At 70.8% G+C, this 21,197-nt stretch carries 20 protein-coding genes and 1 pseudogene; 10 read left to right on the top strand and 11 right to left on the bottom strand.

Annotated elements, in window-relative coordinates:
- Positions 1 to 14 precede the first annotated feature (14 nt).
- On the bottom strand, positions 15 to 635 hold the full coding sequence (locus ACWCRB_RS17685) for a MerR family transcriptional regulator (protein WP_450996953.1): 621 nt from the start codon (positions 633 to 635) through the stop codon (positions 15 to 17).
- A gap of 211 nt (positions 636 to 846) precedes the next feature.
- On the opposite strand from ACWCRB_RS17685, the gene ACWCRB_RS17680 reads away from it, so the two are divergent.
- The 4 genes from ACWCRB_RS17680 (at position 847) to ACWCRB_RS17665 (ending at position 4,580) form a co-directional block, all read left to right on the top strand.
- Positions 847 to 2,367 (top strand): flavin-containing monooxygenase, encoded by a 1,521-nt coding sequence (locus tag ACWCRB_RS17680; protein WP_450996906.1) that lies wholly within the window; start codon positions 847 to 849, stop codon positions 2,365 to 2,367.
- On the top strand, positions 2,364 to 3,314 hold the full coding sequence (locus ACWCRB_RS17675) for an alpha/beta fold hydrolase (RefSeq protein ID WP_450996905.1): 951 nt from the start codon (positions 2,364 to 2,366) through the stop codon (positions 3,312 to 3,314). Before ACWCRB_RS17680 ends, ACWCRB_RS17675 begins: the two co-directional genes overlap by 4 nt.
- Positions 3,311 to 4,207 carry an SDR family oxidoreductase gene (locus ACWCRB_RS17670; RefSeq protein ID WP_450996904.1) on the top strand — a complete coding sequence of 299 codons (897 nt, stop codon included), beginning with the start codon at positions 3,311 to 3,313 and terminating at the stop codon, positions 4,205 to 4,207. Before ACWCRB_RS17675 ends, ACWCRB_RS17670 begins: the two co-directional genes overlap by 4 nt.
- A gap of 88 nt (positions 4,208 to 4,295) precedes the next feature.
- Entirely contained in the window at positions 4,296 to 4,580 is a 285-nt protein-coding gene (locus tag ACWCRB_RS17665) for a hypothetical protein (RefSeq protein WP_450996903.1), read from the top strand.
- 121 nt (positions 4,581 to 4,701) lie between these two features.
- Here ACWCRB_RS17665 and ACWCRB_RS17660 read toward each other — a convergent pair whose 3' ends face one another.
- Positions 4,702 to 7,971: a S41 family peptidase gene (locus ACWCRB_RS17660; protein WP_450996902.1), complete on the bottom strand. Its 3,270-nt coding sequence runs from the start codon at positions 7,969 to 7,971 to the stop codon at positions 4,702 to 4,704.
- 184 nt (positions 7,972 to 8,155) lie between these two features.
- Between ACWCRB_RS17660 and ACWCRB_RS17655 the strand changes: the two genes are divergently transcribed.
- The 4 genes from ACWCRB_RS17655 to ACWCRB_RS17640 all read left to right on the top strand — a co-directional run bounded on the left by ACWCRB_RS17655 (position 8,156) and on the right by ACWCRB_RS17640 (position 12,655).
- Positions 8,156 to 8,764: a TetR/AcrR family transcriptional regulator gene (locus tag ACWCRB_RS17655; RefSeq protein WP_450996901.1), complete on the top strand. Its 609-nt coding sequence runs from the start codon at positions 8,156 to 8,158 to the stop codon at positions 8,762 to 8,764.
- Positions 8,765 to 8,946: 182 nt separating this feature from the next.
- Positions 8,947 to 11,172: an MMPL family transporter gene (locus ACWCRB_RS17650; protein ID WP_450996900.1), complete on the top strand. Its 2,226-nt coding sequence runs from the start codon at positions 8,947 to 8,949 to the stop codon at positions 11,170 to 11,172.
- A gap of 155 nt (positions 11,173 to 11,327) precedes the next feature.
- Positions 11,328 to 11,813 carry a YbaK/EbsC family protein gene (locus tag ACWCRB_RS17645; RefSeq protein WP_450996899.1) on the top strand — a complete coding sequence of 162 codons (486 nt, stop codon included), beginning with the start codon at positions 11,328 to 11,330 and terminating at the stop codon, positions 11,811 to 11,813.
- On the top strand, positions 11,810 to 12,655 hold the full coding sequence (locus ACWCRB_RS17640) for an EamA family transporter (RefSeq protein WP_450996898.1): 846 nt from the start codon (positions 11,810 to 11,812) through the stop codon (positions 12,653 to 12,655). The genes ACWCRB_RS17645 and ACWCRB_RS17640 overlap by 4 nt, the downstream gene beginning before the upstream one ends.
- Before the next feature lie 19 nt (positions 12,656 to 12,674).
- Here the strand turns inward: ACWCRB_RS17640 and ACWCRB_RS17635 are convergent, their stop codons facing one another.
- The 3 genes and pseudogenes from ACWCRB_RS17635 to ACWCRB_RS17625 form a co-directional block, all read right to left on the bottom strand.
- Positions 12,675 to 13,085: a RidA family protein gene (locus ACWCRB_RS17635; RefSeq protein ID WP_450996952.1), complete on the bottom strand. Its 411-nt coding sequence runs from the start codon at positions 13,083 to 13,085 to the stop codon at positions 12,675 to 12,677.
- A 120-nt stretch (positions 13,086 to 13,205) separates the two neighbouring features.
- Positions 13,206 to 13,667: pseudogene (locus ACWCRB_RS17630) on the bottom strand (GNAT family N-acetyltransferase); the annotation flags it as partial.
- Complete coding sequence (locus ACWCRB_RS17625) at positions 13,664 to 15,145, bottom strand: metallophosphoesterase (protein ID WP_450996897.1); 1,482 nt, start codon at positions 15,143 to 15,145, stop codon at positions 13,664 to 13,666. The pseudogene ACWCRB_RS17630 and the gene ACWCRB_RS17625, both read right to left, overlap by 4 nt.
- Positions 15,146 to 15,374: 229 nt before the next feature.
- Here ACWCRB_RS17625 and ACWCRB_RS17620 point away from each other — a divergent pair, with 229 nt between their 5' ends.
- Positions 15,375 to 15,653 carry a DUF1876 domain-containing protein gene (locus tag ACWCRB_RS17620; RefSeq protein ID WP_235477959.1) on the top strand — a complete coding sequence of 93 codons (279 nt, stop codon included), beginning with the start codon at positions 15,375 to 15,377 and terminating at the stop codon, positions 15,651 to 15,653.
- 38 nt (positions 15,654 to 15,691) lie between these two features.
- Here ACWCRB_RS17620 and ACWCRB_RS17615 read toward each other — a convergent pair whose 3' ends face one another.
- The 6 genes from ACWCRB_RS17615 to ACWCRB_RS17590 all read right to left on the bottom strand — a co-directional run bounded on the left by ACWCRB_RS17615 (position 15,692) and on the right by ACWCRB_RS17590 (position 20,605).
- The gene (locus tag ACWCRB_RS17615) at positions 15,692 to 16,882 is read right to left on the bottom strand and encodes a serine hydrolase domain-containing protein (protein WP_450996951.1); all 1,191 of its coding nucleotides are present in this window, start codon (positions 16,880 to 16,882) and stop codon (positions 15,692 to 15,694) included.
- A 60-nt stretch (positions 16,883 to 16,942) separates the two neighbouring features.
- Positions 16,943 to 17,347, bottom strand: coding sequence for an organic hydroperoxide resistance protein (locus tag ACWCRB_RS17610; RefSeq protein WP_450996950.1), 405 nt, complete (start codon positions 17,345 to 17,347; stop codon positions 16,943 to 16,945).
- Positions 17,348 to 17,499: 152 nt separating this feature from the next.
- Positions 17,500 to 17,955: a MarR family winged helix-turn-helix transcriptional regulator gene (locus tag ACWCRB_RS17605; RefSeq protein ID WP_450996949.1), complete on the bottom strand. Its 456-nt coding sequence runs from the start codon at positions 17,953 to 17,955 to the stop codon at positions 17,500 to 17,502.
- Between the two features lie 58 nt (positions 17,956 to 18,013).
- Positions 18,014 to 18,787, bottom strand: coding sequence for an energy-coupling factor ABC transporter ATP-binding protein (locus ACWCRB_RS17600; protein WP_450996896.1), 774 nt, complete (start codon positions 18,785 to 18,787; stop codon positions 18,014 to 18,016).
- Positions 18,775 to 19,536, bottom strand: a complete 762-nt coding sequence (cbiQ, locus tag ACWCRB_RS17595; RefSeq protein ID WP_450996895.1) for a cobalt ECF transporter T component CbiQ — start codon at positions 19,534 to 19,536, stop codon at positions 18,775 to 18,777. The genes ACWCRB_RS17600 and cbiQ overlap by 13 nt, the downstream gene beginning before the upstream one ends.
- 1 nt (position 19,537) lies before the next feature.
- The gene (locus tag ACWCRB_RS17590; protein WP_450996894.1) at positions 19,538 to 20,605 is read right to left on the bottom strand and encodes an energy-coupling factor ABC transporter permease; all 1,068 of its coding nucleotides are present in this window, start codon (positions 20,603 to 20,605) and stop codon (positions 19,538 to 19,540) included.
- A 143-nt stretch (positions 20,606 to 20,748) separates the two neighbouring features.
- Between ACWCRB_RS17590 and ACWCRB_RS17585 the strand changes: the two genes are divergently transcribed.
- Positions 20,749 to 21,099: an SsgA family sporulation/cell division regulator gene (locus ACWCRB_RS17585; protein WP_450996893.1), complete on the top strand. Its 351-nt coding sequence runs from the start codon at positions 20,749 to 20,751 to the stop codon at positions 21,097 to 21,099.
- Positions 21,100 to 21,197 lie beyond the last annotated feature (98 nt).

The following is a 21,197-nucleotide window of genomic DNA, read 5'->3' as shown; positions in this document are numbered from 1 at the left end:
GAGCCGCCTGACTTTCACGGGTTCTGGCGCAGTCTGCGGTCGAGCGCCAGGGACAGTTCCGCCTCCACCACCCGGCGGGCCAGTGGGCGCAGACGGGCCGGGTCGCCCTCCGGGGCGTGGGTGAGGATCACGTCCGTGAAGATCTCGGCCAGGGCGTCCGCGTGGTCGCGTACCCGCTTGCCCGCCGCCAGGACCGCCGACAGCGGGATGCCCTCCTGGACCAGTGCCGCCGACGCCTCCAGGAGGCTGCGGCTGATGTGGACGATCTGGTCGCCGTCGATGCCCAGATAGCCGAGGTCCATCGAGGCCGCGAGGTTCTCGGGGGTGGCGTCCGGGCCGAAGCGGTCGGCGAGGTCCTCGGGGGTGAGGCGGACCGGGGTCTCCTCGGTGGGGGCGCCGAGGCCGAGCAGGTCGGCGACGTCCCGGCCGTGGTCGAAGGCCTCGGCGAGTTCCGCGATGCCGCTCAGGGTGTGGCCGCGTTCCAGCAGCGCCGAGATCGTGCGCAGCCGGGCCAGGTGGTGGTCGTCGTACCAGGCGATGCGGCCCTCGCGGCGGGGCGGTGGGATCAGTTTGCGTTCGCGGTAGAAGCGCAGGGTGCGGACGGTGATGCCGGCCAGGTCGGCCAGCTCCTCCATCCGGTACTCCGTCCGGTACTCCGTCCGGTGTTCGCGTCCTTCGGCGTTCTCCGCCGTGTCTGCGTCTGCGTCTGCCACGTCGGAACCCTAAGGCGTACCGTCGGTAACTTTCCTCCTTCCGGCCCCTACCGGTCAGTACGCCCCTCCTCTACTCTCCCCATTGCGCCAGTGTTCACTGGCGGAGTCGCGTACGACGCATGGAGGCATCGGCATGGCCGAACACGAGCACGTGCGGGTGGTGGTGATCGGGTCCGGGTTCGGGGGGCTCGGGGCCGCCGTGCGGCTGCGCCGCGAAGGGATCACCGACTTCGTTGTGCTGGAGCGGGCCGGCGGCGTCGGCGGGACCTGGCGGGACAACAGCTATCCGGGGTGCGCCTGCGACGTGCCCTCCCACCTCTACTCCTTCTCCTTCGCGCCCAATCCCGACTGGCCGCGCGCCTTCTCCGGGCAGGAGCACATCCGTGCCTACCTGGAGCGCGTCACCGACGTCTTCGGGCTGCGGCCCCATCTCCGCCTCAACTCCGAGGTGAAGAACATGACTTGGGACGGGGGGCGGTTGGTGTGGGTTGTCGAGACCAGTAGCGGGACTCTCCTCGCCGATCTCGTCGTCTCCGCCACCGGGCCCCTCTCCGATCCCAAGGTGCCGGACATCCCGGGGCTCGGCACCTTTCCCGGGAAGGTCTTCCACTCCGCCCGCTGGGACCACGACTACGACCTGCGCGGCAAGCGGGTCGCGATGGTCGGTACCGGGGCCTCCGCCATCCAGATCGTGCCCGCCGTCCAGCCCGACGTCTCGCGCCTCACCCTCTTCCAGCGCACCCCGCCCTGGGTGATGCCCCGCGTCGACCGGGCCATCGGCGGCGCCGAGCGCGCCGTGCACCGCGCGCTGCCCTTCACCACCCGGCTGCGGCGCGGATTCCTGTGGGGCATGCGGGAGTTGCAGGTCCAGGCGTTCACCAAGCATCCGGGCGAGCTGGGTGTGGTGGAGGCGCTGGCCAAGCGCAACATGAGCCGCTCGATCAAGGACCCGGCCCTGCGCGCCAAGCTCACCCCCGACTACCGCATCGGCTGCAAACGCATCCTGCTGTCGAGCGAGTACTACCCGGCCCTCACCCGCCCCAATGTGGACGTCGTCGCCAGTGGGCTGAGCGAGGTCCGCGGGTCCACTGTCGTCGGGGCCGACGGGAGCACCGCCGAGGTCGACGCCATCGTCTTCGGTACGGGGTTCCACGTCACCGACATGCCCATCGCCGACCGGGTCGTCGGCGCCGACGGACGTACGCTCGCCGAGGCCTGGGCGGGCAGCGGGATGCGGGCGCTGCGCGGGGCCTCCGCCGCCGGGTTCCCCAACTGGATGACGATCATCGGGCCCAACACCGGCCTCGGGAACTCCTCGATGATCCTGATGATCGAGTCCCAGCTGAACTACATGGCCGACTACGTACGGCAGTTGGGCGTTCTCGGGGGGCGGGTGGCTCTCGATGCCCGGCCTTCCGCCGTCGACGCCTGGAACGGGCGGGTGCAGGAGCGGATGCGGCGCACGGTGTGGAACACGGGTGGGTGCAGTAGTTGGTACCTCGACGCCGAAGGGCGCAACACCACCGTCTGGCCCGGTACGACGTCCGAGTTCCGGCGGGCCACCCGGCGCGTGGATCTCGCCGAGTACGAGGTTCTGCGGGCGGCGACCGTCGGCACCGGCGATGCCAACTCCCGTGCCGAGGTGGGCGCGTGAGCCGGTTGACGTCCGTGACGGGCGGTCCGTACGCCCCTCCCGTCCCCGTCCGGGAACTCACCGCCGTCTCCGCCGACGGGGCCCGGCTGCATGTCGAGGTGCACGGCGTGGACGACGGACCCGTGGTCGTCCTCTCCCACGGCTGGACCTGTTCCACCGCCTACTGGGCCGCCCAGATCCGCCAACTCGCCCCCGATCACCGGGTCGTGGCCTACGACCAGCGTGGCCACGGACGCAGCCCGGCGAGCCCCGTCTACAGCACCGACGTACTCGCCGACGACCTGGAAGCCGTACTCGCGGCCACCCTCGCACCCGGCGAGAAGGCCGTGGTCGCCGGGCACTCCATGGGCGGGATGACGATACTGGCCGCGTCCGCGCGGCCGGGGTTCCGGGAGCACGCGGCGGCCGTACTGCTGTGCAGCACCGGCAGTTCGCGGCTCGTCGCCGAGGCACTGGTCGTGCCGATGCGGGCCGGGCGGCTGCGGACCTGGCTCACACGGCTGGGCCTCAGTTCGCGCGCGCCGTTCGGTCCGGTCACGCCCGTCTCCCGGCGCATCCTCAAGTACGTGACCATGGGCGCCGGTTCGTCGGCCGCCATGGTCGAGGCGTGTGCCCGGATCGCGCACGCGTGCCCGCGCAAGGTGCGGTACGCGTGGGCGCGGGTACTGGACGGAGTCCAACTCGACGCCAACATAGGGGAGTTGACCGTACCGGCCGCTGTTGTCGTCGGTACGGCCGATCGGCTGACCCCTCCTGTGCACGCGCGTGCCCTGGCCGCCGCGCTGCCCGACTGCCACGGTGTGACCGAGCTGGCCGGGCTGGGGCACATGACTCCGGTCGAGGCGCCGGAGGCGGTGGCCGGGGTCATTCGTGAACTCGTGGTGGCGTACGGGCAGTTGGACGCGCACGGTACTGAGGTCGACGTACGGATCGAGGAGGGCGCATGAGCAAGGTCAGTCTGGACGGGCAGGTCGCTGTCGTGACCGGGGCCGCTCGGGGGGTCGGTGAGCTGCTCGCGCGCAAGCTCTCCGCGCGCGGGGCCAAAGTCGCGCTGGTCGGGCTGGAGGCCGACGCGCTCAAGCAGGTCTCCGAGCGGCTGCACACCGAGAGCCAGGCCTGGTACGCCGACGTCACCGACCACGAGGCGATGTCCCGGGTGGCGGCTGAGGTCAAGGAGCGGTTCGGGAAGGTCGACATCGTCGTCGCCAACGCGGGGGTCGCGAGCGGCGGGCCCTTCGTCGACTCCGATCCGGAGTCCTGGCGGCGGGTCATCGAGGTCAATCTGATCGGGTCGGCGGTCACCGCTCGGGCGTTTCTGCCGGTGCTGATGGAGAGCAGGGGGTATCTGCTGCAGATCGCGTCGCTTGCCGCCATCACTCCGGCGCCGATGATGACCGCGTACTGCGCGTCCAAGGCGGGTGTCGAGGCGTACGCGCACTGTCTGCGGGCCGAGGTCGGGTACAAGGGTGTCCGGGTGGGGGTCGCGTATCTGTCCTGGACCGACACCGACATGGTGCGCGGGGCCGATCAGGACGACGTCATGCGGGAGTTGAGGCAGCGGTTGCCGGGGCCGGCCGGCAAGACGTATCCGCTGGGGCCTGCCGTCGACCGGCTCGTGGCCGGGATCGAGCGGCGGTCCAGCCATGTGTACGGGCAGTGGTGGCTGCGCGGGATGCAGGGGGTGCGGGGGTATCTGCCGGGGCTGATCGGGGCGGTCGGGCAGCGTGAGGTCGGGCGGTTCTCGGGGCGGTTGCAGGGGATGGGGACCGGGCTTGTGGGGGCGGGCGGGGCGGCCGATGAGGAGGCTCGGGGCGTGGGGTCGGGTACTGGCAGTGACTGAACGTTACTGATCGAAATGCGTGCTTTGTTCCGGCGTGTGAGTCTGGTCGAGCCCCGATCCCCTCACCCACATACGGGAGTGAACTCACATGGGCATGAAGGACGAGATGCAGGAGAAGGCCCGACAGGCCAAGGAGAAGATGGAGCGGACCCGGGAGGGTCAGCGCCAGCAGGGTCAGCAGGGCGAGCGCCAGCAGGGTCAGTCCGGCGAGCGTCAGCAGGGCGAGCGCCCGCAGGGTCAGGAGCGTAAGCCTGGCCAGGAGCGTAAGCAGGGGCGGGAGGAGACTCCTGAGCGGGGGCGGCCGCGCGACGAGGACACGGAGCGGGCCATGCGGGAGGAAGAGGACCGGTTGAACCAGGACTACGACATCTAGTCCTGGCTTGAGCCGATGACGTGGGGTGCCCTTGGTTTTGAGGGCACCCCACATCTTGCTTTGTGGGGTGCGTTGTTGGGTGCGGGTCCGGTGGGGGCTTGTCGCGCAGTTCCCCGCGCCCCTAGGTACGTCCACGCGGGGGGAGTTTTGGGCGTGCTCTGTTCGGGACGCCGTCGTACGTCGGTGGGGTGGCCGCCGGGTGTGTGTCCAGGAGGGTCAGGGCCAGGCGGATTGCGTCGTCCATTTCCACGTGGCGGCCCTCTGCCCAGTCCAAGGGGGTGCGCAGGATCTCCAAGTCCGGGGACACGCCCTGGTTTTCGACTGTCCAGCCGTACGTGTCGAACCAGGCCGCGTTCATCGGGACCGTGATCACCGTGCCGTCGCCCAGTCGGTGGCGGCCGGTCATGCCGACCACTCCGCCCCAGGTTCGTTGGCCCACCACCGGGCCCAGCTCCAGCAACTTGAATGCCGCCGTGATCATGTCGCCGTCCGACGATGTCGCCTCGTCGGCCAGGGCGACTACCGGGCCCCTGGGCGCATTTGAGGCGTACGACACCGGCTGGGCGTTGCGGGTCAGGTCCCAGCCCAGGATCGTGCGGGTCAGTTTCTCCACCACCAGTTCGCTGATGTGGCCGCCCGCGTTGCCGCGTACGTCGACGATGAGCGCGGGCCTCGACACCTCCATGCGCAGGTCGCGGTTGAACTGGGCCCAGCCCGAGCCGCCCATGTCGGGGATGTGCAGATAGCCGCAGCGGCCGCCACTCAACTCCCGTACGACTTCGCGGCGTTTGGCCACCCAGTCCTGGTAGCGCAACGGCCGCTCGTCGACCAGGGGGACCACCGCTACCCGCCTCGCCCGGCCCTCGCCCTCGCCCCGAGAACCCTCCGCCGGCGTGAACGTCAGCTCCACCGTCGTACCGCCCGCCCCCGCCAGCAACGGGAACGGGCCCGTCACCGGATCCACCGGGCGTCCGTCCACATGCGTGAGCAGCGCGCCCTCCCGGATGCCCGAACCGGCCAGCGGGGAACGGGCCTTGGAGTCCGAGGAGTCGCCGGGGAGGATGCGGTCCAGCATCCAACCACCCTCCCTGCGGACGAAGTTCGCGCCCAGGAGGCCCTGCCTGCGCTGGTAGTGCGGTGGGCCCTCGTTGCGGCGGGCGGCCGTGACGTACGCGTGGGAGGTGCCCAGTTCGCCCAGGACCTCGCGGAGCAGGTCCGCGAACTCGTCGGGGGACGCGACCCGTTCGACGAGCGGGCGGTACTGCTCCAGCACCGCGTCCCAGTCGATGCCGCACATCTGGGGCTCCCAGAAGTAGGCACGGATCAGGCGGCCCGCCTCCTCGTAGGACTGGCGCCACTCCGCCGGGGGATCGACCTCGTGCAGGACCCGGCGCAGGTCGATCCAGACGGTCGTATCGCCGTCGCCCGGGTCGGTGGACGGCACCGCGCGCAGCTCGTCGTCGTCCACGACCACCAGTCGTGAGGCGTCGCCGCTCACCGCGAACCAGTCGAGGTGGTCGACGAGTTCGGATTTCTTGGCCTTGCTGATGTTGAAGTATTCGAGGGTCGGCCGGCCGCTCGTGTCCGCCGGGTTCGCGAACGTCTCGCCCAGCGCGCCCGAGATCGGCCAGCGCAGCCAGACCAGCCCGCCGCCCGCGACCGGGTACAGGGCCGAGTACTTGGAGGCGGTGACCGGGAAGGGGGTGACCCGGCTCTCCAGGCCTTCGACCTCGACGGTCACCGTGCCGTCCCCGCCCTCCTCCTCGGGGTCCAGGCCACCCGCGGCCGGGCGGCCGTCGGGGGAGAGGGCGAAAGGGGAGGGGGTCGCGGAGGAGAGCGGGACCAGGTAGGGGCGGCAGCCGAGCGGGAAGGAGAGGTCGCCCGTGTGGACGTCGTACACGGGGTCGAAGCCGCGCCAGGAGAGGAAGGCCAGGTAGCGGCCGTCGCGCGTGAAGACCGGGTTCTCGTCCTCGAAGCGCCCGTTCGTCACGTCCACGATCAGGCGGTCCTTTATACGGGCCATCTTGATCTGGCGGAGGGAGCGGCCGATGCCCGGGTGTGACCAGGTCAGCCAGGCGCCGTCCGGGGAGAAGGCCAGGTCGGTGACCGGTCCGTTGAGGGAGCAGATCAGCTCCGTCGCGTCCCCGTCCGAGTCCTCCGTGCCCGCGGCGGTAGCCGCTCCATCAGACACAGTGAGCAGCAGGAGGCGGCCGTCGTGGGCGGCGACGGCGAGGCGTTCGCCCGCCGGGTCGGACACCAGTTCCAGTACCCGGCCCAGCTCACCCGACGCCAGCCGCCTCGGCTCCCGCTCCCCGCTGGCCCTCGGGAGGTAGGCGATCTCGATCGCGTCCTCGCCCTCCGCGTCCGTGACGTACGCGACCTGGCCGCCCGAGCCGAGCATCTCGGGGAGCCGGACCCGTACGCCGGGGGTGTCGGTGATCGTCCTCGCGGGGCCGTCGCGGTGGGTCAGCCAGTACAGGCTGCCGCGTACGACGACGGCGCTCGCGCGGCCCGTCTCGTCGACCGAGATGCCGTCGACGTGCTGCGCGGCGGGCACCTGGTACGTACGCCGGCCCGCGCGGGGACCGCCGAGCCGCACGTCGAGGCGGCGGGGGAGGGAGCCGGCGGCGAGGTCGTCGACGATCCACAGGTCGCCCGCGCACTGGTACACGACCCGGGTGCCGTCGCTGGAGGCGTGCCGGGCGTAGAAGGCGTCGTGGTCGGTGTGCCGGCGCAGACCGGAACCGTCGTACGCGCACGAGTACAGGTTGCCGATGCCCTCGTGGTCGGAGAGGAAGGCGATGCGGTCGCCGACGAACATGGGGGAGTGGAGATGGCCGTCGAGGCCGGGGAGGAGGCGCTCGCCGTGCAGCCAGAGGCGGCCCATGGCGCCGCCGCGGTAGCGCTTCCAGGCGGCCGGTTCGTGCGGCGGGGTGCCCGTGAGGAGGAGGGTCTTGCGCTCGCCCTCGATGTCGGCGACCTGGATGTCGGAGACCGGGCCCCAGGGGAGCCGGCCGCCGGGGCCGCCGCCCGCCGGGACGCTGTAGGCCCAGGTGAAGTAGGAGAAGGGCTGGCCGTGCGAGGCGACGGCGAGGATGTCACCGTCCGGGGACCAGCCGCAGACCTGGGTGTCGGCGCTGCCCCAGTAGGTGAGGCGCTGGGCGGGGCCGCCGTCCACCGGCGCGTGGTGGATCTCCGGCACGAGACTGCGCCAGCTCGTGTACGCGATGTGCCGTCCGTCCGGCGAGAAACGCGGGTGCCCGACCTTCGTACGGTCGACGGTGAGCCGCCAGGCTCGGCCGGGCCCGTCGAGGGAGGCGAGCCAGAGGTCGTCCTCGGCTACGAAGCACAGCAGGTCGTCGCTGAGGTGGGGCAGGCGCAGATAGCTCACCTCCCCATGCTTTTCCGGGAAACGGGCCCCAGCAACTTCTGAAATCACCTGCAGGACATGTGAACATGCGCAGGACACGTACGAAACAGTTTCGTTTCTGTCATTCTCAGGCTATGCTCATTGACGTACGGCGGAGCTGTACGAAACGGTGTCGTCCGATACTGGAACCGGAAGGGTGAGTGGCATGACCGAGGTCGCAACGGCGCGTCGTAGTCGGATCACTCCTGAGCGGGAGGCCGAGTTGTACGGCGCCACGCTCGACCTGCTCCGGGAAGTCGGCTACGAGGCGCTCACCATGGACGCCGTCGCCGCCCGTACGAAGTCCAGCAAGGCCACGCTCTACCGCCAGTGGGGCGGCAAGGCCGAACTGGTCGTCAGGTCGATGCGGCACTTCAAGCCCGGTGGTGCCGCCGTCGCCGACGTCGACACCGGGTCCCTGCGTGGTGACTTCCACGCCCTGCTGGTCCGCGAGGACGACTGCGTCATGGAACAGAACTCCGCGCTGATGCGGGCTCTGGGCATGGCGGTCCACGCGAACCCCGATCTCCTCCTGGCGTTCCGGGAACTGCTCGTCGAACCGGAGATGCTGGAGTTCCGCAAGGTGATCCAGCGTGCCATCGACCGCGGTGAGGTCAGTCCGGACAATCCGGCGGCCGACTATGTGTTGCACATGATGATCGGCGGCTTCGTGGCGCGCACGCTCATCGACGAACTGCCCCCGACGCAGGCCTACTTGCGCGACTACATCGACGCCGTGGTGCTCCCCGCCCTCGGCGTGCCACCGGTCTCGTAAGGCAGCCTGCCTCTCACCGGTCCGCCCGCACCATCCGCGGGGCGGCCCCGACACCCCTGTGAACGACCCCACTTGCACCTGACGCGACCGCTCACGTCGTCGGGCTGATCACCCCTGCCCCCCAACAGGCCGATCAACCCTGCCCATTTGCACCTCAACGACCTGACCGGGAGTACGCCCCAGTGGCCACGTTCCTCTACAAACTCGGCCGGCTCGCCTTCAGGCGACGGCATTTCGTCGCCCTGATCTGGGTGGCGCTGCTGACGCTCGCGGGAGTCGGCGCGGCCAGCGCGCCCGCCGCCGGCACCACCTCCTTCTCCATACCGGGTACGGAGGCCCAGAAGGCCTTCGACCTGCTGGAACAGCGTTTCCCCGGCGCCAGCGCCGACGGAGCGACCGGGCGCATCGTCTTCAAGGCGCCCGAGGGCGAGAAGATGACGGACGCCGACAACAAGGCGACCGTCGCGAAGACCGTCAAGCAACTGAGCGACGGCTCCGAGGTCGTCTCCGTCACCGACCCGTTCACGACGAACGCCGTCAGCAAGGACGGGTCGGTCGCCTACACCTCGGTGAAGTACGAGCTTCCCGGCATGGAGTTGACGGACTCGACCAAGGACGCCCTGGAGAAGGCCGGCGACGAGGCCCGGGCCACCGGGCTGACCGTCGACGTCGGCGGTGACGCGCTCCAGGCCGCGGCCGACCCGGGAGCGGTCGGCGAGATCATCGGCCTCGCCATCGCCGCGGTCGTCCTCGTCATCACCCTGGGTTCCATGGTCGCCGCCGGGCTGCCGCTGCTGACCGCGATCATCGGCGTCGGGATCGGTGTCTCCACGATCACCGCCCTCGCCAAGGCGCTCGACCTGGGCGACACGACCTCCACGCTGGCCCTGATGATCGGCCTCGCGGTCGGTATCGACTACGCGCTGTTCATCGTCTCCCGCTACCGCAGCGAACTGGCCGAGGGCCGCGACCGCGAGGAAGCGGCAGGCCGGGCCACCGGCACCGCCGGTTCGGCGGTGGTCTTCGCGGGCCTCACGGTCGTGATCGCTCTGGCGGGCCTCGCGGTCGTCAACGTCCCGATGCTGACCAAGATGGGCCTCGCGGCGGCGGGCACGGTCGTGGTCGCCGTACTCATCGCACTGACGATGGTCCCGGCGCTGCTCGGATACGCGGGCCGGAAGGTGCAGCCGGCGGGCGAGAAGAAGAGCAAGAAGAGCAAGAAGAAGGGTGCCGCGCCGGAGGGGCCGGCGAAGCCCAACATGGGTGCGCGCTGGGCGAGTTTCGTCATCCGTCGGCCGGTCGCCGTCCTGCTGTTCGGTGTGCTCGGTCTGGGCGCGATCGCGGTCCCGGCCACACAGCTGGAGCTGGGCCTGCCCGACGACGGCTCGCAGCCGACGTCCACGACGCAGCGCCGCGCCTACGACCTCCTCTCGGAGGGCTTCGGCCCCGGCTTCAACGGCCCGCTGATGGTCGTGTACGACGCGGCCGGCAGCGCCGACCCGAAGGCCGACGCCGACGCGCTGACCGACCGGATCAAGGGCATCGACGACGTCGTGTCGGTCAGCCCGGCCGCCTTCAACAAGGCCGGCGACACCGCGACGATCACCGTGATCCCGGACTCCAAGCCGTCCTCGACGCAGACCGAGGACCTGGTGCACGCCATCCGTGCCGAGGGCGCCGACGTCAAGGCCGACACGGGCGCGAACGTCCTGGTCACCGGCACGACCGCGATGAACATCGACTTCTCGCAGAAGCTCAACGACGCCCTGATCCCGTATCTGGGCCTGGTCGTGGGCCTCGCCTTCCTCCTCCTGATCGTGGTCTTCCGCTCGATCCTGGTCCCGCTGAAGGCGGCGCTGGGCTTCCTGCTCAGCGTGCTCGCCGCACTCGGCGCCGTGGTGGCGGTCTTCCAGTGGGGCTGGCTGAGCGGCCTGATCGGCGTGGAGGAGACCGGCCCGATCATGTCGATGATGCCGATCTTCATGGTCGGCGTGGTCTTCGGTCTCGCGATGGACTACGAGGTGTTCCTCGTGACCCGGATGCGCGAGGCGTACGTCCACGGCGAGTCCCCGACCGAGGCCGTGGTGACCGGCTTCAGGCACAGCGCCCGGGTCGTGGCCGCCGCCGCGGTCATCATGATGGCCGTCTTCGGCGGCTTCATCAGCTCCAGCGAGTCGATGATCAAAATGATCGGCTTCGGCCTGGCGATCGCGGTCTTCTTCGACGCGTTCGTGGTCCGCATGGCGATCGTCCCGGCCGTACTGGCCCTGCTGGGCAAGAAGGCCTGGTGGCTCCCGAAGTGGCTGGACCGCGCCCTGCCGAACGTCGACGTGGAGGGCGAGGGCCTGCGCGCCCTGGACGACGAAAACCGCCCGAAGGACGAGGACAGGGAGCTGGTACGAGCCTGACGCACCGCGTCTCCTGACGTACCGCGCCCGAGAAAAGCCGGCCGGTGAGGGCCCCGTGGGGACGGGGAGCCCTCACCGGCTTCTTTCATGACGTGGGCGTACGGCTGACCGGAATTCGTTCGTGATGCATCTGTCCGCCCGCTAACGTGCCGGGCATGACCACGTCCCCCCGTTTCGCCGAGGCCCTCGAACAACTGGGGCTCGGTGAACTCACCTCCCGTATCCGGCGGTTCCCCGACGAGACGCGTACCGCTGCCGAGGCCGCTGCCGCGATCGGGTGTCAGTTGAGCCAGATCTGCAAGTCGCTGATCTTCTCCGCCGACGGGGTTCCGGTGCTCGTCCTCATGGACGGGGCCTCCCGCGTCGACGTCGAGCTCGTCCGGCGTGAACTCGGCGCCGCGAAGGTCACCCGCGCCAAGGTGGACGTCGTACGGGAGACCACCGGGTACGCCATCGGAGGCGTACCGCCCTTCGGGCACCGGACCAGGACAGCTGTGCTCGCCGATCGTTCGCTGCTGGAGCACGACCTCGTCTGGGCCGCCGCCGGCACCCCGTACACCGTGTTCCCCATGGAGCCGAAGGCGCTGATCGCCCACGCCGGAGCCACCCTCGTCGATGTGCGGGAGTCGGCGGCTTCGTGACCCCGACCGTCACCGCCGCCGTACTGCTCGCCGCCGTCACCCATGCCTCCTGGAACGCGCTCGCGCACCGCATCACCGACAAGCTGGTCGGGTTCACGCTCATCGCCGGTGGCGGAATGCTGATCGGGCTGCTCGCCGTGCCGTTCGTGCCCTTTCCCGCCGTCGGCGCGTGGCCGTATCTGGCCGTCTCGGCCGTCGTCCACCTCGTCTACTTCGTGCTGCTCATGCGGTCGTTCCGGCTCGGTGACTTCGGGCAGGCGTATCCGATCGCGCGCGGCACCGCGCCCCTCGTCGTCACCCTGCTCGCCGCCGTCTTCGCGCACGAGGTGCCCGACGGCTGGGCTGCAGCCGGAATCGCCTTGTCCTGCGCGGGACTTACCGGGGTCGCGCTGTGGGGGCTGCGCGGGCGGCGGCCCAACTGGGCGGCGATCGGGGCCGCGTTGGCGACCGGGCTGTCCATCGCCGCGTACACCGTCGTCGACGGGTTGGGGGTACGGGCGTCGGGGTCCGCGCTCGGCTATATCGCCTGGCTGATGGCTCTTGAGGGCATCGCCATCCCCGCCTATGCCTTGTACCGCTGGCGGGGTCAATTCCTCGCGAAGGTACGGCCGTTCGCCGGGGTCGGGCTGCTCGGGGCCGCGCTGTCCGTGGCGGCGTACGGGCTTGTGCTGTGGGCCCAGACCAAAGCCGAACTGGCGCCGATCGCTGCCCTCAGGGAATCCTCGATCATCGTGGGCGCGGCCATCGGAGCCGTGTTCTTCAAGGAGCGGTTCGGGGCTTCGCGTATCGCCGCCGCCGGACTGCTGGTCATCGGGATCGGGCTGATGCTGCACGCCGGTTAGGCGGCGGCACCCCGGCCCCCTACGGGCGGATCGCCACCGCGTCCACCTCGAACAGCATCCCCGGCAGGGCCAGCGAGGCGACACCGCTCAGTGTCTGTGCCGGCAGCCGGTCGCCGAAGCGGGCGTGCAGCGCCTTGCCGAGGGTCTCCAGCTTGCCGAGGTCGTGGTCGACGATGAACGTGCCCAGCCGGACGACGTGTTCGTAGCCGAGGCCGGCCCCTTCGAGTGCCGAACGCAGCCGGTCGAAGGCCAGCTCCACCTGGGCGGCGAAGTCGCCGGGGACGGGGGCGCCGGTGGCGTCCGAGGCGTACTGGCCGCCGATGTACACGGGTTCGCCGGGTGCCGACACCACGTGGCTGTAGCCGAAGGGTGTCGGGTCGTGCAGGGCGGGCGGGTTGGTGATCGTGCGCTGGTCGGAGTCGGAGGTCATGTCGGGGCAAACCCCGGCGGATGCCTGCCCATTCCTGCCTGGTCTTTTTCTGAGCGGGTCGGGTGTCGGTGCCGCATAGCAGCGGACCTTCACCCGCTGCCCCGGCCCCCACTCCTGCTCCACCTCCGCCGCCAGCAGCGTCCAGCCCAGCCGCTCGTACAGGGCCGCCGCCGCTGTGTCCGTCGACGCCACGTCCAGGACCGGGTGCAGGGCACGGGAGTTGGCGTCTGTCACCGCCCGGGTCATCAGCGCCGCGCCGACCCCGCGACCCCGGGCCGCCGGATCTACGTACAGGCGGTTGATCACGGCCGTCGGGCCCCCGGTACACAGGGCCGCCGCCGCGTCGCCCTCCTCGCTGCGGGACAGGACGATGTGGCCGACCACCTTCTTTCCCTCCTCTGCCACCCACGCCGTGAGCAGTGAGCGTGGCGTCAGCCAAGTGGGCGGGTCCTGCGGCCAGTTGAGGGGGTACGCGTTCCGCTCGTGGACCGTCGCCAGTACGCGTACGCACGCTTCCAGGTCGGCCTCCGTGCGGGGGCGGATACGGAACAGAGCTGCTGCCGCTGGGCTGTCGGCTGTCACGCGGGCATGTAAGCACGTACGCCGGACAGGTCGTGGAGGCGCATGCTGTTGCGGTCGGTCACCGCGCGGCCGAAGGCGTGGTGGGGCCAGAGGCCGCCTGCCGTGCGGCGGCTGCGTTCGACCCAGGCGCGGGCCGGGACGCTGCTGTTCTTGTAGTAGTTGAGGGCGTAGCCGCCGGTGTGGATCCGGAGCAGGCAGAAGCCGCCCGGGTAGTCCTTCACCGCGCTGACCTCCTGCTGGGTCACGTGCGGCGCGCTGGTCAGTGCCGTGCGCTTGTTGCGGTGGGTGTGGCCCGCGTGGTGCAGGAAGACGCCCGGGGCGGAGGCGTACGCGTCGACGATCGAGCGCGCCTGGGCGCGGTCCAGGCGCTGGCCGCGGCCCATCGGGAACACCGAGTCCCTTGTCGTCAACGGGTGGTGGCCGAAGACGAGCGTCGGCTGGTCGCGGTCCGTCCTCAACTGGGTTCTGAACCATGCCAGTTGTTCCGGGCTCAGGCCGCCCGCGTCGCCGCCGTTGCCGCTCTTCTCGTACGTGTCCAGGCCGATCAGGCGCAGCCCGCCCAGGTCGCGTGCGAAGTAGCCGAGGCCGTCGGCGCCGCCCAGGAAACCGTCGCGGAAGGACTCGCGGAACGAGTCGTCGGGGTGTCTCGGGCGGTCGTGGTTGCCCCGTACGACGAAGTAGTCCCGTCCATGGGTGCCGAAGCCGTCCAGGATGCGGCGGGCCTCGGCCAGGTCCCGGGGTGCGCCGGCCGCCGAGATGTCCCCGGCCGCGAGAAGTACGTCCGCTCCGCGTCGATGCGCCTCCTCGACCATCGCCCGGCTCATGATCTCCGGGTACGGGTCCAGGCCGGGCTGCTGCGAGACGCCGCGCAGCATCGGTACGCCGGCCACCAGGCCCGCCGTCGTCTCGCCGAGGTGCAGGTCGTTGCAGAGCGCGATGGAGAGGAGATGGCGGCCGGGGGGCGGCTGGGGGGTCGTGAAGGAGTACGGGCCGCCGTGCGAGCCCAAGCCGTGGAGGGATGTACCCACCGCGTTGCCCCGGACCAGGTGCAGCGGGGTCGGGGTGGCCGCCCTGCCCCGCGAACGGGCCCGGTAGTAGTACGTCTGGCCCGGCTCCAGGTCTGTCAGCTCCACGTAGTGGTGGGCCGTCGGGTGGTCCTCCGCCGCCGTGCGGTCGAGGTGCGCGGGGTGGGTGCCGTACACGACCTCGCCCTCGGTGACCGCCGGGACCAGGTGTCCGAAGCCGTCGTCGGTGCCGGGCACGGCCGTGTACCAGGTGATGACGGCGCGGTCCTCGGTGAGCGTGACCAGCTCCAGGTTGAGGGCCGTCACGGTGTCGGGGTGGGCGAGCCGCTCCCGGCGTGCGGCGAGCGCGGAGCGGAGCACGGCGGGCGTGAGGAGCGCGCCGGAACGGGCCAGGTCGCGGGGGGAGGGGAACGCCGCCAGGGCGGCCAGGGGAGCGGAGAGACAGCAGCGCATGGGTGGGTACGTGCCCGTGGCCCGTTAACGGCTGCCGTGGGGATGGCGGCGGCGCGAGGTATGGGGCACGACAACTCCTTGGTGTCGGGAAGCTTTCAGCAGAGCACGGTGGGAGGCCCGAGGACACAGTAAGTAGGGTCATCGCGACGAACGTCACACAACGGGCGTGCGTGCGGCGACCGACAGGAGCACCCTGGAATCAGCGGTACCGGTACCGGAGGTGATCGTCATGACGCACACCGCAGTGGGATGGCATGTCGAGCTGGAGTTCGAAGAGGACGAGCAGCGCACGAGGGCCGCGGCGCTCGTACGGCTCGCGGACGGGAGCGAGGTACGGGCCCACGGCTACGCCAGCCGTCACCGGTCCGACGAGAACCAGCCGCGCGTCGGCGAGGAGATCGCCGGGGCGCGCGCCCTCAACGAACTGGCGATGAAGCTGCTGACGAAGGCGCACGACGAGATCGACGAGGCGTCGGGGCGGACGTCGCGTTCGCTGGGTCTCGGGTAGGCAAACCTGGCTGCTGGGTCTGCCTGCCCCGCGGCCCCCTACAGCCCCGTCTGCAGCCCCTGCAACGCCACCCGCACGCCCCGAACCAACGCCTGCGCCCGCGCATCCGCCGTCACGCTCTTGCGGAGGCCGTTCGTGACGTAGCCGAAGGCGGTGCCCGACTCGGGGTCGGCGAAGCCCAGGGCGCCACCGCGGCCGGGGTGGCCGAACGAGCCGGGGGACAGGAGCGGCGAGGCGGTGCCGTGGAGCATGTAGCCGAGGCCGAAGCGGGTGCCGATCACCAGGACGCGGTCCGGCCCGGCGGATTCCTCGCGCCGGGCCAGTTCGACCGTCGCCGGGGTGAACAGCCGTGTCCCGCCGTCGACTTGGCCGATCAGGGAGGCGTAGAAGCGGGCGAGTCCGTCGGACGTGGCGATGCCGTTGGAGGCGGGCAGGGCGGCGGCCCGGTACGCGGGGTCGTTCTCGTCCGGGAGCGGGGTGATCGCGGCGAAGGCGCGGCTGGTGAGGGACTCCGGGTCGGCGTAGGCGGCGGCGACGGAACGCTTGGGGCGCGTCTTGAGGGCCCCCGACTCCGGAGTCTCCGGCGTGGGGACCCGCCCGACCCGGCCCACGCGCCCCGCCTCGGCCTCCGCCTCCGGCAGCCCGATCCAGAGGTCGAGCCCGGCCGGGCCCGCGATCTCCGTCGCGACCCACTCGCCGATCGGACGGCCACTGACCCGCCGTACGAGTTCGGCGGTCAGCCAGCTGTACGTCTGTGCGTGGTACCCGTGGTCCGTGCCCGCCGCCCAGACCGGTGCCTGGGCGGCGACCGCCGCCGCGCCGAGGGCGGGGTCGATGGCCTGCGCGGGCGTGAGCGGCCGGTCGAGCACGGGGACGCCCGCGCGGTGCGAGAGCAGGTGCCGTACGAGAGTCCGCTCCTTGCCCGCCGCCTTGAACTCGGGCCAGTACTCGCCGACGGGAGCATCCAGGTCCAGCTCGCCGCGCTGGGCCAGCATCAGCAGTACGGCGGCGGCGACGCCCTTCGTCGCCGAGCGCACGATCTGCGCGGTGCCCTGCTCCCAGGGTGCGTCGCCGTCCACGTCGCGGGTACCGGCCCACAGGTCGACGACCCGGTGCCCGTCCCGGTACACGGTGACGGCGGCGCCGCGCTCGCCGCCGGTCGCGAAGTTCCGTACGAACGCGTCCCTGACCGGCTCGAAGCCCTCGGTCACCGTGCCATGTACGTCCACGTTCAAGTCCACGCGGGGGTAACGCGCACTCACCCGCCGGCGATTCCTCGGCCCAGGAGATCAGCCCAGGATGATCGTCACATCGATGTTGTCGCGGGTGGCGTTCGAGTACGGGCAGACCATGTGCGCCGCGTCGACCAGCTTCGCCGCGATGTCCTGGTCCAGGACCGGCAGCGAGACGCTCAGGGCGACCGCGAGGCCGTAGCCGCGCTGCTTGTTCGGGCCGATGCCGACCTTCGCGGCGACCGTGGAGCCGGACAGGTCGAAGCCCTCGCGGCGGCCGACCAGGACCAGCGCGTTGTGGAAGCAGGAGCTGTAGCCGGCCGCGAACAGCTGCTCGGGGTTGGTGCCGTTGCCGTCGCCGCCCAGCGCGGGCGGCATCGCGACCTTCAGCGCGATCTGGCCGTCCTGGCTCGTGATCTCACCGTCCCGGCCGCCGTGGGCGGTGGCCTCGGCGACGTACATGATCTTCGTCGGACGAGTGTCGACAGCCGTACCTTCGTCGGTCACTGCAAAACCTCCCCCAAAAACAACTGCGTCAATTACATCGTGCACAAGGTACCGGCCGGTAGGGATGCGCTCATTACCCGGGGGTAGAAACCGCGGGTAACCTCAGGTCAGCGGCGGGCCCGGTCCGCGGCCCCTTGCGCCCGTTCCGCCAGCTCCCACAGCTCGCCCCGCAGTCGCGCGACCTCGCCCCCGCTCAGCTCCGTCGCTGCGAGCAGCGCGCCCGGTACGAGCGCCGCGCGCTCCCGGAGTTCCGCGCCGCGCCCGGTGACGCCGACGGACACCGACCGCTCGTCCAGCGCCGACCGCTCCCGGCGGACCAGCCCCGCCGCCTCCAGCCGCTTGAGCAGCGGCGAGACCGTGCCGTAGTCGAGGCACAGGGCGGTGCCCAGCTCCTTCACGGTCACCTCGCCGCGCTCCCACAGGACCAGCAGCACCAGGTACTGCGGGTAGGTGAGGCCCAGCTCGTCCAGGAGCGGACGGTAGGCGGCGGTCACCGCGCGCTGGGCCGCGTACAGCGCGAAGCACAACTGGTCGTCGAGGCGCGGCGACCCGGGGCTGTCCATATCGTCGTGCGCGTCCTCTTGTTCGATCACGCGCCCATTGTCACGGATCGAGGGGATGTCACGGGGTGCGGGCGGGCACGGAACGCGGGTCGAAACCGAACGGCAACTCCAGGCGGTGCGCGCTCATCAGGGCGTCGTCGGCGAGGAGTTCGCCGGTGGGGCCGTCGGCGGCGATGACGCCCTCGCTGAGGATCAGCGCGCGCGGGCACAGCTCCAGGGCGTACGGCAGATCGTGCGTGACCATGAGGACGGTGACGTCCAACGACCGCAGGATGTCGGCCAGTTCGCGGCGCGAGGCGGGGTCGAGGTTGGACGACGGCTCGTCGAGGACGAGGATCTCGGGCTCCATCGCGAGCACGGTCGCCACGGCCACCCGGCGCCGTTGCCCGAAGGAGAGATGGTGCGGCGGCCGGTCGGCGAAGTCGACCATCCCGACCAGGTCGAGGGCCGTACGGACGCGCTGTTCGAGCTCCTCGCCCTTCATACCCGCCGCAGCGGGCCCGAAGGCGACGTCTTCCCTGACGGTCGGCATGAAGAGCTGGTCGTCGGGGTCCTGGAAGACGATCCCGACCTTGCGTCGGATTTCGGCCATGTGCCGCTTGCCGACGGGCAGTCCGGCCACGGTGACCGTCCCCGCGCCCGCGCTGAGGATGCCGTTGAGATGCAGCACGAGGGTCGTCTTGCCTGCCCCGTTCGGCCCGAGCAGCGCCACCCGCTCACCGCGCCCGACGGAGAAGTCGACGCCGAAGAGGGCCTGGTGGCCGTCGGGGTAGGCGTAGGCGAGCCCGGCCACTTCAAGTGAGGGTGAGGGTGAGGTTGTCACAGGGTCCATCCCAACAGACAGACGACAAGCGCGGCGACCGGCAGGGCGAAGGCGTACGACCACTGTGCCCGGGACGCGGTCACCTCGTCGATGACGGGCATGGAACCGGCGTACCCCCGGCTGACCATGGCCAGATACACGCGCTCACCCCGCTCGTACGACCGGATGAACAGCGCCCCGGCGGACTTCGCCAGGACCCCCCAGTGCCGCACGCCGCTCGCCTCGAAGCCCCTGGACTCCCGGGCGATCCGCATCCGCCGCATCTCATCCGCGATGACATCGCCGTACCGGATCATGAAGGAGGCGATCTGCACGAGCAGCGGAGGCAGTTTGAGTCGCTGGAGCCCGAGGAGGAGGGCGCGCAGTTCGGTGGTGGAGGCGAGGAGTACGGAGGTGGCGACGCCGAGGGTGCCCTTGGCGAGGACGTTCCAGGCGCCCCAGAGCCCGCTGACGCTGAGTGACATCCCCAGTACCTCGACCCGCTCGCCCTCCGCCACGAACGGCATGAGCACGGCGAAGGCGACGAAGGGCACCTCGATCAGCAGCCGCTTGAGGAGGAAGGCGGCGGGTATGTGGGCGGCGCGGGCCACGCCGGCCAGGAGCACGGCGTATGCGGCGAAGGCCCACACCGCCTCCCGGGGCGTGGACACGACCACGATCACGAAGGCGAAGGCGGCGGCGAGCTTGGTGTGCGGCGGGAGTGCGTGGACGGGTGAGTGGGCGTGCCGGTAGAGCCGGTGGGCGTGCCCCGCACCCATGTCAGACGCTCGCGGTGGGGGTGGCGGCGGCCGAGGGGTCCTCATCCGTACGGCGCCTGCGCACCGCCCAGAAGACACCGGTCCCGGCGACGACCGTGACGCCGACGCCGATCACACCGGCGAGGCCACCGGACAGCCGTCCGTCGCTGATGCCCTCGACGCCGTAGTCGGCGAGCGGGGAGTCGGCGGCGGCGTGCTCCTCGACCTTGGCGTCGATGCCCTTGTCGGCGGCGACTTTCTCCAGGCCGTCGGGGCTGGCGGAGGCGTAGAAACTGACGACACCGGCGAGGACGAGGGAGGCGGCGAGGCCGGTGAGCCAGACGTTGCGGGTGCGGTGGGAGGGGGCGGGGGTGAGGGCGGGCTCCGGCTGTTCCGGGGCCGCGTCGACCAGCTCGCCGTTCACGCGCAGTTGGAGCTTCTGGGTGAGGCCCCGGGCGCCGTGGACGAGGTCCGGCCGTACGGCGATGACGGCGCCGACCGTGAACGCGGTGATCGCGGCCTCGCCGAGCCCGATCAGGACGTGCACACCGACCATGGCGGTGAGGACCCGCCCGATCGGTACGTCCGTCGTGCCGCCGATCGCGTAGACGAGCGTGAAGGCGAACGCGGCGGCCGGTACGGAGATCGCCGCGGCGACGAAGGCGGAGACGGTGACCGAACGGCGCTTCTTGGGCAGCACCTTCACCAGTCCGCGGAAGGTGGCGTAGGCGACGACGCTCGTCACGACGGCCATGACCGTGATGTTCACGCCGAGCGCGGTCAGGCCGCCGTCCGCGAAGAGGATGCCCTGCATGAGGAGTACGACGGACACGCAGAGGACCCCGGTGTAGGGGCCCACGAGTATCGCCGCGAGCGCACCGCCGAGCAGATGTCCGCTGGTCCCGGCCGCGACCGGGAAGTTCAGCATCTGCACGGCGAAGATGAACGCGGCCACCAGACCGGCGAGCGGCGCGGTCCGTTCGTCCAGCTCGCGCCGGGCGCCGCGCAGGCTCACGGCTACGGCGCCGGCGGCGACGACTCCGGCCGCTACGGAGACGGGGGCGTTGATGAATCCATCAGGCACATGCACCGTTCGATAATAGTGGCTTGTTGCGAACTCCTTGCAAGAGCGAGGCGAGAGCAATCTGAGGCGCGATCGGGAAAATGTGCGACATTGGAGAAGAAGTGGATTCACAGCTTCTGCACAGGTCACGCAGCGTAAGGGGCCGTCCGATGTCCGCAGTCGAGCAGTACGCCCGAGCCCATATCGTCACGGACACCCAGGACGACGATCGCGACGCGGTTCCTGTGGTCCTGCGCTACGACCCGGAGGCGGATCCGCGGGCGGTGCGGATCGGGTTGCCCGGGCCGCACGAGTGGACGTTCTCGCGAGCCCTCTTGGAGGAGGGCCTGCGGGCGCCTACGGGCACTGGCGAGGTCCGGGTGTGGCCGTGCGGCCGGGTCCAGGCGGTGGTCGAGTTCCACTCGGCGGGTGGTGTCTCGGTGGTCCAGTTCGAGACGAAGACGCTGAAGAGGTTTTTGCGGCGGACGTACATGGCGGGTGGCGCGCGGGTGGCGGGCTGATTTCTTTCGCCCCCGCCGCCCCTACCCGTCCCATCCCTGGGGGCTGCGCCCCCAGACCCCCCTTTCGGCCTGAACGGCCTTGTCCTCAAACGCCGGAC

This window comes from Streptomyces sp. NPDC002156, assembly GCF_053593675.1.
Note: the sequence above shows the minus strand (reverse complement) of the source record. Positions and strands in the feature narration are given on the sequence as shown.